We start from the raw sequence: 11,673 nt of genomic DNA, 5'->3' as shown, positions 1-11,673 counted from the left end.
ATACCGCCGGTGGGGAATTCCACCCCGCCCTGAGAACGAGGCAGACCTTGCCAAGAACCAACCCCATCTGCAAGAGATTTGGCAGGAGGTCGCCCATGCACCCGAATCCAGCCTTCCGCGCCGAGGATCGTGCGCGTCATATTGAATTTGCCCGTGACCGGGCTTTTGGCGTTCTGGCGATTTCCGGCGACGGCGCGCCATTGATCAGTCACGTGCCCTTTCTGCTGTCTGAGGACGGTACTGTGGCCGATCTTCATCTGGTGCGATCAAACCCGATTGTCCGCATGCTGCACGGGCCGAAAGAGGTCAGGATCGCGGTGCAGGGGCCTGATGGCTATGTCTCGCCCGACTGGTACGGTGTCGCCGATCAGGTTCCGACATGGAACTATGTCGCCGTGCACCTGACCGGACAGCTTGAGCTGCGCCCGCAGGGCGAGCTGCGTGATTTGCTGGATCGACAATCCGCATTCTTTGAAGATCGACTGCTGCCCAAGGCGCCATGGGTCACCGGAAAAATGTCTGATGACGCGTTGGCCAGAATGATGCGGATGATCGTTCCATGCCGGATGCAGGTAGAGGATATCCAGGGCACCTGGAAACTGGGCCAGAACAAGCCGGAGCATGCAAGAATCGCTGCTTCCGACAAAGTGCGCAGCGGATTTGGCAGTGAAACCGGTCAGCTGGCCGCCTTGATGCACAAGGCGTAACCAGCACCGGGAAACAGGATTATTCGGAACTGAAAGTTGCCAGATAGGCGGCGATATCTTCCGCGCCTTTCCTGAGCTTGACGCTCATGTTCGGGCGGGCGGTTTCGTCATCCAGATACTCTTTGATGAAACCGATGGGGTCTTTGGAATAGGCGGCAATGTTTTCTTCGGTCCAGATCAGACCTTCTTCGCCGGCGCGGATCATGTCATCGGTGAACATGCCGACGGGCAGGCGCTCGCTGCCATAGCGATAGTCTTTTTCAGACCCGGCGACACGTCCGACGACGCCATAGAGATTCGGGCCGGTGATTCCGCCTTTGACCAGTATTTCGCCGTCCTTGATGATCGCATGACACGAGGAACAGCGGTTGTACATCGCCTCGCCTTTCGCAGGATCACCTGCCGCAAGTGTTTGCGAGGACAGGGCCAATGTGAATATCGCAGTGGCCAGAATGGCTTTTGACATAGAGGTCTCCTTGTAGGAGTTCGCGCGTTTTTTGCGCTGTCCGGTATTCGCGCAAAAAGTGCAACTGCGATATTGCGCTCAATTTTCAATTTAAATCATCTATTTGGCGAATATGATTTGCCCCGCAAACAATCGCTGCTTTGTGATGCTGATTGTCAAGAATACGCTCTCAAATGACTGACGGCCCGGTGGTCAGAATCGGGCCGGATTGCGGCTGCAAAGCGGGGTTCGAAATTCGAATCAACCCTTGGTGATTCGAAGGCGCAGGCAAAGTTGCGAACGGGAATCACCAAAAAAAGCCCCTCGTCATGTGCGTGAAGGGACACATGCGGCGTATTGCGCGTTTATGAACGCTGGACGAACACTAATCTCCCCGATAGTAAGCGCGGTTAAGACACCGCATTCGTGCGGTGCGCGAGCTATTTGCCCGTCCGCGGGCGCCAGATAATCGGAGAAAACCTCGTGTCCCACGCAGAAGACCACGAAGGCACCCGCAGAGATTTCCTGTACTACGTCGCTGGCGGCGCAGGTGTCGTTGCAACGGGTGCAGCCGTATGGCCCCTGATCAACCAAATGAACCCATCGGCAGACGTTCAGGCGCTGTCCTCGATCCGTGTGGACGTGAGCGGCGTCGAGCCGGGCACGCAACTGACGGTAAAATGGCTGGGAAAACCCGTTTTCGTCCGTCATCGCACCGGTGCCGAGATTCAGGAAGCCCAGGAACAGGACGCCGAAGGTGTTGATGCGCTGCCAGATCCGCTGGCACGCAACTTCAACCTGAGCGCCGATGCGCCTGCGACTGACGCAAACCGCGTCATGCCGTCACCGGAAGGCGAAGCGCCAGGTGCCTGGATCGTTCAGATGGGCGTTTGTACGCACCTGGGCTGTGTGCCTTTGGGGGATGCCGGCGACTTTGGTGGCTGGTTCTGCCCGTGCCACGGCTCGCACTACGACCTTGCCGGTCGTATCCGTAAAGGCCCCGCGCCTGAGAACCTGCCTGTCCCGCCCGCAGAATGGGTGGACAACAGCACAATCAAACTCGGCTAAGGGAGACCCAAACTTATGTCCGGAATTCCCCACGATCATTACGAGCCGAAGACAAACGGCGAGAAGTGGCTGAACAGCCGTCTGCCGATTGTCGGCCTGTTGTACGACACGCTCATGATCCCGACCCCCAAGAACCTGAACTGGTGGTGGATCTGGGGCATCGTTCTTGCGTTCTGCCTGGCGCTGCAAATCGTCACCGGCATCGTTCTGGTGATGCACTATACCCCGCATGTCGATCTGGCCTTTGCCAGCATCGAGCACATCATGCGCAACGTGAATGGCGGTCACTTTATCCGCTATCTGCACATGAACGGCGCGTCGCTGTTCTTTGTCGCGGTTTACATCCACATCTTCCGCGGCCTGTTCTACGGCTCGTACAAAGCCCCGCGTGAGGTCACGTGGATCATCGGTATGCTGATCTATCTGATGATGATGGGCACCGCCTTCATGGGCTATGTTTTGCCCTGGGGTCAGATGTCCTTCTGGGGTGCGACCGTGATCACCGGCCTGTTTGGTGCGATCCCGTTTGTCGGTGACGCGCTGCAAACCTGGCTGCTGGGCGGACCTGCCGTGGACAACGCCACGCTGAACCGCTTCTTCTCGTTGCACTATCTGCTGCCGTTCATCATCGCGGCACTGGTCATCGTGCATATCTGGGCCTTCCACACCACCGGCAACAACAACCCGACAGGTGTTGAAGTGCGCCGTGGCTCGAAAGCCGAGGCCGAGAAAGACACGCTGCCGTTCTGGCCATACTTCGTGATAAAGGACCTGTTCGCGCTGGCCGTGATCCTGGTCGTGTTCTGGGCCATTGTCGGCTACATGCCGAACTATCTGGGCCACCCCGACAACTACATCGAAGCCAACCCTCTGGTCACGCCTGCACATATCGTTCCCGAATGGTACTTCCTGCCGTTCTACGCGATCCTGCGCGCCTTCACCGGGGAAGTCTGGGTTGTTCAGTTCGCCAGCTTCATCACCGGCGGCATCATCGATGCCAAGTTCTTCGGTGTTCTGGCGATGTTCGGTGCGATCCTGGCCATGGCGCTGGCGCCTTGGCTGGACACGTCGAACGTGCGTTCGGGCAAGTACCGTCCGATGTTCAAATGGTGGTTCTACCTGCTGGTCATCGACTTCTTTGCCCTGATGTGGCTGGGTGCGATGCCCGCGGAAGAGCCCTATGCGACCTTCTCGCTGATCGCGTCTGCCTACTGGTTCGCCTATTTCTTCGTGATCCTGCCGATCCTCGGTGTGATCGAGAAACCTCTGGCCCAGCCCGAGACCATCGAAGAAGACTTCAACGCGCATTATGGCAAGGCTGACGCCGACGCCACGCCGGCCGAGTAAGAAGAGGGACCGGAAACATGTTCAAGAAACTTGCAATCGGCGCCGCGTTTGCTCTGGCCCTTGCGCCCGCCTCGACCTTCGCGGCAGGTGGCGGCGAGCAGCATATCGAAGACTTCGCGTTCTCGTTCGAGGGCCCCTTCGGCACCTGGGACAAGCACCAGCTGCAACGCGGCCTTCAGATCTATACCGAGGTCTGCGCGGCCTGCCACGGCCTGAAATATGTGCCCCTGCGCGATCTGGAAGCGCTGGGCTATTCGGAAGAAGAAGTTATCGCTTATGCAGCGGGCAACTTCGAAGTGTTCGACCCTGAACTGGACGATTTCCGCCCGGCGATTCCGACCGACCACTTCCCGGCCAACAACGGTGTTGGCGCACCGGACCTGAGCCTGATGGCCAAGGCCCGCGCGGGCTTCCACGGGCCTTACGGTCTGGGCATCAATCAGCTGGTCAAAGGCATGGGCGGCGCGGAATATATCGCCTCACTGCTGCACGGCTACACCGGTGAAGAGAAGGAAGAGGCAGGCACTGTTCTCTACGAAAACAAGGCCTTCCCCGGCGGTTGGATTTCGATGGCACCGCCGCTGGCGGATGAGCAGGTCGAGTTTGCTGACGGGCACTCGAACTCGGTCGAACACATGTCAGAGGACGTCGCGGCGTTCCTGATGTGGGCGGCCGAGCCGAAGATGATGGAGCGCAAGAACGCCGGCTTTGTTGGCGTGATCTTCCTGACCGTTCTGTCGGTGCTTCTCTATCTGGTGAACAAGCGCCTGTGGGCTCCGCATAAGGGCAAGAAATCCGCCTGATCCGTCAGGGTAGGATTAAGAAAATTTCAAAGGCCCCGTGCGTCGCACGGGGCTTTTTCTTTGAAACCGCTCGACAACTTCTTCATTGACGCGAACCCCGTGCAGCACGACGCTGGTTGCATTGCAGAAGTCATTTTGGAGTGAATTGTCATGAACGCTTTGTCGAATGCTGCGAAACTGCGCGAGGCCTTTGCCAGATGGAACGAATCCAAGGGTTCGAACCTGAGAATGTGGGACGACTACACGACCGACGATATCTGCATTCGGTCCCTTGGCGACGGGAAAAACGGGCTGGACTTCAGTTGCGCCCGTAAGGGGCAGGATCAGATGCATCAATATCTGAAGGAATTGACGGATACCTTCGAAATGGTCCACTGGACGTTGAAGGACACCATAGCCCAGGACGACCGGGTCGTCGGGGTGGGCGTCACGGCCTGGACACACAAAGCCAGCGGCCAGACGGTCGAAACGCCGGTCGTTGTCATTTGCAGGTTCTGCGGCGACCGGGTCTGCGAATATCAGGAATTCTACGACACGGCTGCCCTTGCTACCGTGACCGGATAATGAATGCCGCCGGCCGTCGACGCCGTCACGCGATAAGCTGGGTTCGAGTGTGACCGGTGATTGCCGCCGTGACGATCTCACCCTCGGTCCGGGGGGCCGAAAATGACACTTCGGTGAATTGCTCGGTCCGGCCCATATGCGGGTTTTCCATCAGGATGTGATGGGTCTTGCCGATTTGCCGTGACAGGTGCTTTGTGACCTGAGCGTCGCCTGCCGCGCGCAAGCGGGCGGCGCGATCCTTGATGACCGTTCCATTCACCTGCTGCGGTATGCGGGCCGCCGGTGTGCCTTCACGTTTGGAATAGGGGAAGACATGCAGCCAGGTCAGGTCGCAGTCGGTGATCAGCTTCAGCGAGTTTTCGAAATGCGATTCCGTCTCGGTCGGGAAGCCTGCGATGATATCCGCGCCAAAGGTCATGTCGGGGCGCAGTTTCCGCGCGACTTCGGAAAAGCGGATGGCGTCGTCGCGCAGATGGCGGCGTTTCATGCGCTTTAGAATCAGATCGTCGCCATGCTGAAGCGACAGGTGCAGGTGCGGCATCAGGCGCGGCTCGGTCGCGATGGCCTGCATCAGATTCTCGTCCACCTCGATCGAATCGATCGAACTGATCCGCAGGCGCGGCAAATCCGGCACCAGCTTGAGGATGCGCATCACAAGATCGCCCAGCTTGGGGCTTGCGGGCAGGTCGGCGCCCCAGGAGGTCAGATCGACCCCGGTCAGCACGACCTCGTTATAGCCCTTGTCGACAAGCCGCTTGATCTGATCCACCACCACACCGGCTGGCACGCTGCGCGAGTTTCCCCGGCCATAGGGAATGATGCAGAAGGTGCAGCGGTGGTCACAGCCGTTCTGAACCTGCACATAGGCACGCGAGCGGGTGCCGAACCCGTCAATCAGATGGCCGGCCGTTTCGGTGACCGACATGATGTCATCCACCTGCACCGCCTCTGTCTGACCGATGAAATCGGCGGCCATGCCCTTCCAGGTCTCGGGCTGCATCTTTTCGGTGTTGCCGATGACCGCATCAACCTCGTCCATCCGTGCAAAGGTATCGGGCTCGGTCTGGGCGGCACAGCCTGTGACGATCAGGCGGGCATTCGGATTCTCGCGCCGTAGCTTGCGGATTTCCTGCCGGGCCTTGCGCACGGCCTCAGCCGTCACTGCGCATGTGTTCACCACCACAGCGTCTGTCAGACCGGCCTGTTGCGACAGCTCTTTCATCGCCTCGGTTTCGTAGGCATTCAGGCGGCAGCCCAACGTGGTGAACTTGGGCGGGTTCATCCCAGCGACCTCAGAAAATCAGGCGTCAGAGTGCCAGAGAAAACGTGACATGTCGGGCCGGTCATCCAGACACCATCGTCGCGCCAGTCGACCCACAGCGTGCCACCATCCAAATCAACCTGCACCTTGCGCCCGGTCAGCCCCCGTCGCGCGGCGGCCACGGCTGTTGCACAGGAAGAAGACCCTGATGCCAGAGTGATGCCTACTCCGCGCTCCCATACGCGCATACGGATGTGATCCGGGCTAATGACCTGGGCCACCTGGACATTTGTGCGTTCGGGATAAAGCGGGTGGTATTCGTAACGCGCGCCGAACTCTGCCAACGGGATCGCTTCGGCGTTCTCAACGAAAAAAGTGCAATGCGGATTGCCCATTCCCGTTGCCGTCGGGGCGCCCTCGATTGGCAATTCCAGCGTGTCCATCTCTTCTGCCAGAGGAATTTCGTGCCAGTCCAGCTGCGGGTGCCCCATGTTGACCGAAGTAAGCCCATCGCCGGCATCCCGCGCATGAAGGGTTCCCCGTTCCGTGGTGAGTTTCAGGGCAGAGCGACCCGTCTCATCCATAAGCAACCGTGCAATACAGCGGGTGGCATTCCCGCATGCGGCAGAGGTTGATCCATCTGAATTGTAGAACACCAGATGCGCGTCGGCTTCACCGTTTTCGATAACGGCCAACTGATCGAATCCCACCCCAAATTGCCGATGCCCGATTCCCCGGGCCAGCGCCGGCGTGATCGGGGCATCCTGCGCGCGTGCGTCAACAATGACAAAGTCATTGCCCAGCCCGTGCATCTTTATGAAGGGCAATCCGGTGTCGAGTCTCTGTTGCATGGCGGGCATATAACGTCGGTCCGGACATGAATCCACCCTGTCGCGAAGATTCCTCAAAAAAGGGGTTGACCCTCCAGAGCCACCTGCCTAATTAGGCCGCCTATCGGGTTGCCGGAAACACGAGTTGTCACGGCGAAACGAGGCGCAAAAAAAGGGCTTGAACCCGGTCGGGGAATTGCCGTAAAGAGCGCCACGGATCAACAGATCCAACAAAAGAGTGGGCCGTTAGCTCAGTTGGTAGAGCAACTGACTTTTAATCAGTGGGTCGCAGGTTCGAATCCTGCACGGCTCACCACTTTTTTCAATAATAACAAGCATTTACACGGAACCGTGTGGCGCGCGCTTCGCGACGTGCGGCTTGCCGGAAGCAATACGGAAGCACTGTGACAAAGATTGAAGTGTGCCTATTGGATCACAATGGTATCGCGCAGCGGAAGCTTTTGGACACGGGTGTGAAATGCCCCGGACAAATTCAAGCGGGACTTGAGCAGGTCGGCCACCAAGCTGCCGTTCGCTGCGCACGCGAAAAACCCGCCGCATGCGCGAAGCTTTCCGCCGGGCGGGTGGACTGCGGACCTCCGCCGCATGTGCGTCCTGTGAATGCGACAACCGATAGAGCGGACGTTCAGAAGAAGATGCTAACACCCGACAATCCGCACTGGGCAAGTCGGCTCCGAGTTCATCAAGTTCGATGCTACGCTCAGTATCGACGAGTAGAATGCCGACCATGTGAAATTCTGACGAGAATTCACGGAAGACGCGTTCACGACCGGAAGCCGCAGTTCATGCGGACTGAAACATTCCGTGGCAATGGCGGGATCTGGACGTGCGCGCCGCAACTAACCGATGGCGGGTTGACGGACGGTTTCTGACAGTCGCTCGCCTGCGCCACACCACATATCTCAGAACACGAAACGTCCGCGTAAACTGATCAGGGTAATGCCGTCGCCCGAAGGGTCGAGCAGCGGGTTCTTGATGAACTGGATCGACGGGGTCAGTTCCAGACCAGGCGAGAGCGAAAACCGGTAGAACGCTTCTGCCGTGAACTGGGTCCCCTCGATATCTCGGGCGCCGGACCAGTCAAAGCCGACCGCGGCGAGATCGCCATTGGACGCGAAATACCCCAATCCGGTAGAGATGGAACGGTCGTAAAGGGCCGCTGTTCCGCGCGAACGCCCGGCCCGAAAGAACGGGTAAAATCCGTTCTGCAAAATCGCTGACAACGAAACAGTCGCTCCGTAGTCCTCAGCACGGCTGCCATCACTGGCGGCATCCGAATGCCATATCGTGACATGAGCATTGTTGTAGAAGGCTAGACCGACATCCGTCGTGTAGACCAAATCGAGGCTCTTGAAGAGATCTCCATCCACTACAACGTCAAAGTCCGGCGAGGTCGTCGGGTCGGCATTGGCATCTGCCACCGATCCGAAAACAAGGAAGTTGTCACCTAGTTGTGCGGCCCCGGCAACGCCAAGACCCTGACTGGGCGCGGCAATCGTCGGACTGGTGCTGAAGGCCGCATTTTGAAAGGCGGCGTACGGGCTGACGAGACCGTAGGAATCGAGATAGTCGGTGACGTCGATCAAGCCGAAGCGAACCGCCCAACGCTTGTCTTTAGCGGTGTGCGTCCAAAACAGATTGGTAAGAATCGTGCCAGCGTCGCTGAACACGGTGCCGGTCACCGACAGCGCCCCGGATGCTTCTCCGAGACCTTGCGGCGATACGCTTGTGTAGCTGCGGCGGTTCTCGACCTTGAATGTCAGCGACCCGTTGGAGGTTGCCTGCCAAGTGCCGTAAAGCCGTGCCAATCCGCCGACGGCCTTACCCGGTCCAAACGCCGCGTTGGTCGATTGGCCAAGCGAAAGATACTCGAAGTTGAACTTGATTCCCCGCGCTTCGAGCCTGTCCTTCCAGTCGAAATAACCGGGGACCAGGTTGCGTGGGAAATCGAAGCGATAGTTCGGATCGGGCGGCGCGTAGGAGAGCAGTAAATCGGACCGGACCGATGAAGGCCCGCCAAGCACCTCGGCACAGGTATACTCCGCTGCGCCGACGGAGATTAGCAGCGTCAGGCAGAAACGGACGGCACAGCCGCGGCCAGCGATCACCGCTGTCATGCGCGCGCCCCGACCCTGAAAAGCAGACGCAGCGCTCGCCGTGCGTTGTGCCATTTCCGATCCACCTTTCAATCCCCGTCGGTTGCAACCACTCAGAGCGCCTTTAGCGCCAAGATGTCCGCCCACTATAGGTGCCAAAGCAAAATCGATCAGACGCCGACATCTGCCCAGATTGTCACACCCCAAAATGTTGTTCGACTTGTTGCTCTATCATAGAGTCTAATCGAGTCGGCGGCGAGGAGAATCTAAGGTGAGAAGCTTTTTTTTATTAATTTCCATAATGTTGGCGGGAACGACTCAAGCGCAGTCGACATCCGATGTCCTGGTAACCAACGTCTCCGTTTTTGATGGACAGAACCCCGACCTGATCGAAAACGCGAATGTTCTAATAGAGGGCACCACAATCAAAAGCGTCTCGACCGACGAGATCGACCCAGGCGATGCGACGGTGATCGATGGCAAGGGTGGAACCCTGATGCCCGGCATGATCGACAATCACTGGCACGTTAGCTTTGCCGAAATTCCTGTCGATATCCTTGCAGCGGGCGATGTGTCGGAGGTTGCGCTGCGCGGTGCGATTGGGGCTGAGGCCACCGTGATGCGCGGTTTTACCACTGTGAGAGACATGGGCGGCAATCCCTTCGCAATCAAGAAGTTGGTGGATTCAGGCGAGCTTGTGGGCCCGCGAATTTATCCATCGGGCCCGCCGATCAGCCAGACCTCCGGTCATTTTGACTTCCGCAGCAAAAACGCTGTCCCTGCCAATCCGGCCGACCCTCTGGACTACTGGGAACGCAATGCGATCCTGATGACGGCAGACGGCGTGCCCGAGGTTACCAAGCGCGTGCGTGAGGCACTTCGGATGGGTGCCACGCAAATCAAATTGGCGGCAGGTGGCGGCACTTCGTCGAGTTTCGACCCTCTCGATGTGCAGCAGTACACGCTGGAAGAGATAAAAGCGGCCGTCGAGGTGGCCAGCACATGGAACACTTACGTCACGGTTCACGCCTACACGCCCACCGCCGTCAGAACAGCTGTAGAAGCCGGGGTCAAGGTCGTGGAGCACGGCCAGCTTCTGGACGATGAAACCATGGCACTTCTCGCCGAAAAGGACATCTGGCTCTCTCTGCAACCCTTTGTAATTGAGGATGACTCGGAATACGCGGCAAACCCGTTCGTGAAAGCCAAGCAAGAGATAATGGTTCAGGGAACCGCAAAAGCCTATGAATTGGCGAAAAAACACGACCTGAAGGTCGCCTTCGGGACCGATATACTGTTTTCGCCAGGTGGCGGTATCCAGCAGAACAAGATGGTGGCACTTCTAGGCTCGCATTTCGACTACACGCCATATGAAGCGCTTCGGATGGTGACCTACGACAATGCGCAGCTCCTGAAGCTCTCGGGACCGCGGGACCCGTATCCCGAGGAGAAAGGCATTATTGCCGAAGGCGCGTTGGCCGACCTGATCATCGTTGCCGGCAACCCGCTGGATGATTTGAGCCTGGTGGCAGACCCGGACCAGAACTTCGATCTGATCATGAAGGACGGTGTCATCCACAAGAACACGCTCGAGTGACGTCATCGGTCGAATGCTTGGCCCAAATGCCCATGCGCGTCGACCATCCCTGGTCGGCGCTCATTCTGAGCCCCACCTTTGGCGTTGCGCAACGATATCAGTTGTGGAGTGCTAAAGGTGGGTGATGTTGGCTCGCGGGTCGCGATCAGCGGTAGTAGACAAATGGGTGCATCACGATGAGCGAGACCCAGACAAGTATTGCCAGCGTGGTGTCAACAAACGCCAGTGCGATGGACACGATTGCAACCAATGTGCCCCTGATTGAAAGCAAGGTTGTTGCCATTCCCGGCTCCGGTGCGGGCGCGTCCGAGACGAGGAGGCTGCGGTCGCGCGCATGCATTGCCATCATCGCAATCGACAGCCATCCCATTCCGAGCGTGCCCGAGAACAATATCACCGACACCGGGCTATCGCCGTATGCGCTGATCAGCGAGGTGGTCCAGGGCGCGACGGAGATGAACAGGAGCAAGGCCAGATTGAGCAACAGGACCGTGATGTCGGCAAACCGGAGCTGCGCGACGATGTAATGGTGGTGGAGCCAAAGCGCACCGATGGCCAAGAAACTGATCAGCCAGCCGTACAGCTTCGGAAGGTCCGCAAGGATCAGTGTTCCAACAGATTTCTCCGTGCCGGTCGGAAGATCCAGATCCAGGACAAGAAGAGTTATAGCAATCGCAAATACACCGTCAGACAGGGCTGCTAATCGAGCGACGTCGAACTTGTGCATTGGGCGAACTCCTCCGAGCACACGCTACTTTGTCAGGCTCGCAGGGTAAACCTTGATGGCGCCTCGTCTCGTGTATTCATGTACCGCGGATTTGTCCGCAGAGTGTGTGTTCGATCATCTCCAGATTTTGCACGCGCGGCGAATGGCCGGTAAGCAGGCTGCGACTGCAGCAACGTTAAGGTGAGGCGAAGGTCGGGATTGGGCCGA

11 protein-coding genes and 1 tRNA gene are annotated in these 11,673 nt (G+C 58.3%); 7 read left to right on the top strand and 5 right to left on the bottom strand.

Annotation, left to right across the window (positions count from 1 at the left end):
• The first annotated feature begins 95 nt into the window (after positions 1-95).
• Positions 96-707, top strand: coding sequence for an FMN-binding negative transcriptional regulator (locus tag AC2FNN_RS20135; RefSeq protein ID WP_496760211.1), 612 nt, complete (start codon positions 96-98; stop codon positions 705-707).
• A 19-nt stretch (positions 708-726) separates the two neighbouring features.
• Here AC2FNN_RS20135 and AC2FNN_RS20130 read toward each other — a convergent pair whose 3' ends face one another.
• Positions 727-1,173: a c-type cytochrome gene (locus AC2FNN_RS20130; RefSeq protein ID WP_496760210.1), complete on the bottom strand. Its 447-nt coding sequence runs from the start codon at positions 1,171-1,173 to the stop codon at positions 727-729.
• A gap of 462 nt (positions 1,174-1,635) precedes the next feature.
• Between AC2FNN_RS20130 and petA the strand changes: the two genes are divergently transcribed.
• The 4 genes from petA to AC2FNN_RS20110 all read left to right on the top strand — a co-directional run bounded on the left by petA (position 1,636) and on the right by AC2FNN_RS20110 (position 4,934).
• Positions 1,636-2,220 carry a ubiquinol-cytochrome c reductase iron-sulfur subunit gene (gene petA / locus AC2FNN_RS20125; protein WP_152459513.1) on the top strand — a complete coding sequence of 195 codons (585 nt, stop codon included), beginning with the start codon at positions 1,636-1,638 and terminating at the stop codon, positions 2,218-2,220.
• Between the two features lie 15 nt (positions 2,221-2,235).
• Positions 2,236-3,567 (top strand): cytochrome b, encoded by a 1,332-nt coding sequence (gene petB / locus AC2FNN_RS20120; protein ID WP_496760209.1) that lies wholly within the window; start codon positions 2,236-2,238, stop codon positions 3,565-3,567.
• A gap of 17 nt (positions 3,568-3,584) precedes the next feature.
• Positions 3,585-4,370, top strand: a complete 786-nt coding sequence (locus tag AC2FNN_RS20115) for a cytochrome c1 (protein WP_496760208.1) — start codon at positions 3,585-3,587, stop codon at positions 4,368-4,370.
• 150 nt (positions 4,371-4,520) lie between these two features.
• Positions 4,521-4,934: a nuclear transport factor 2 family protein gene (locus AC2FNN_RS20110; RefSeq protein ID WP_496760207.1), complete on the top strand. Its 414-nt coding sequence runs from the start codon at positions 4,521-4,523 to the stop codon at positions 4,932-4,934.
• A gap of 25 nt (positions 4,935-4,959) precedes the next feature.
• Here the strand turns inward: AC2FNN_RS20110 and mtaB are convergent, their stop codons facing one another.
• Positions 4,960-6,216, bottom strand: a complete 1,257-nt coding sequence (mtaB, locus tag AC2FNN_RS20105; protein ID WP_496760206.1) for a tRNA (N(6)-L-threonylcarbamoyladenosine(37)-C(2))-methylthiotransferase MtaB — start codon at positions 6,214-6,216, stop codon at positions 4,960-4,962.
• Positions 6,213-7,055, bottom strand: coding sequence for a diaminopimelate epimerase (dapF, locus tag AC2FNN_RS20100; protein ID WP_496760205.1), 843 nt, complete (start codon positions 7,053-7,055; stop codon positions 6,213-6,215). Before dapF ends, mtaB begins: the two co-directional genes overlap by 4 nt.
• Positions 7,056-7,265: 210 nt before the next feature.
• Between dapF and AC2FNN_RS20095 the strand changes: the two genes are divergently transcribed.
• A tRNA-Lys gene (locus tag AC2FNN_RS20095) sits at positions 7,266-7,341 on the top strand.
• A gap of 607 nt (positions 7,342-7,948) precedes the next feature.
• Here the strand turns inward: AC2FNN_RS20095 and AC2FNN_RS20090 are convergent.
• Positions 7,949-9,217 (bottom strand): carbohydrate porin, encoded by a 1,269-nt coding sequence (locus AC2FNN_RS20090; RefSeq protein WP_480896681.1) that lies wholly within the window; start codon positions 9,215-9,217, stop codon positions 7,949-7,951.
• A 196-nt stretch (positions 9,218-9,413) separates the two neighbouring features.
• Between AC2FNN_RS20090 and AC2FNN_RS20085 the strand changes: the two genes are divergently transcribed.
• Complete coding sequence (locus tag AC2FNN_RS20085; RefSeq protein WP_496760204.1) at positions 9,414-10,739, top strand: metal-dependent hydrolase family protein; 1,326 nt, start codon at positions 9,414-9,416, stop codon at positions 10,737-10,739.
• 145 nt (positions 10,740-10,884) lie between these two features.
• On the opposite strand, the gene AC2FNN_RS20080 is transcribed toward AC2FNN_RS20085, so the two are convergent.
• Positions 10,885-11,466, bottom strand: a complete 582-nt coding sequence (locus AC2FNN_RS20080; protein ID WP_480607964.1) for a TMEM175 family protein — start codon at positions 11,464-11,466, stop codon at positions 10,885-10,887.
• Positions 11,467-11,673 lie beyond the last annotated feature (207 nt).

The organism is Ruegeria sp. BHSA118 (assembly GCF_059613405.1).
The sequence above is the reverse complement of the archived record's forward strand: the minus strand, read 5'-3'. Positions and strand labels throughout refer to the sequence as shown.

What these genes read in the sequence shown, in the direction of transcription:
- AC2FNN_RS20135 (WP_496760211.1), top strand. Translation starts at nt 96, where the DNA reads ATGCACCCGAATCCAGCCTTCCGCGCCGAGGATCGTGCGCGTCATATT.
- AC2FNN_RS20130 (WP_496760210.1), bottom strand. Translation starts at nt 1,173, where the DNA reads ATGTCAAAAGCCATTCTGGCCACTGCGATATTCACATTGGCCCTGTCC.
- petB (WP_496760209.1), top strand. Translation starts at nt 2,236, where the DNA reads ATGTCCGGAATTCCCCACGATCATTACGAGCCGAAGACAAACGGCGAG.
- AC2FNN_RS20115 (WP_496760208.1), top strand. Translation starts at nt 3,585, where the DNA reads ATGTTCAAGAAACTTGCAATCGGCGCCGCGTTTGCTCTGGCCCTTGCG.
- AC2FNN_RS20110 (WP_496760207.1), top strand. Translation starts at nt 4,521, where the DNA reads ATGAACGCTTTGTCGAATGCTGCGAAACTGCGCGAGGCCTTTGCCAGA.
- mtaB (WP_496760206.1), bottom strand. Translation starts at nt 6,216, where the DNA reads ATGAACCCGCCCAAGTTCACCACGTTGGGCTGCCGCCTGAATGCCTAC.
- dapF (WP_496760205.1), bottom strand. Translation starts at nt 7,055, where the DNA reads ATGCCCGCCATGCAACAGAGACTCGACACCGGATTGCCCTTCATAAAG.
- AC2FNN_RS20090 (WP_480896681.1), bottom strand. Translation starts at nt 9,217, where the DNA reads ATGGCACAACGCACGGCGAGCGCTGCGTCTGCTTTTCAGGGTCGGGGC.
- AC2FNN_RS20080 (WP_480607964.1), bottom strand. Translation starts at nt 11,466, where the DNA reads ATGCACAAGTTCGACGTCGCTCGATTAGCAGCCCTGTCTGACGGTGTA.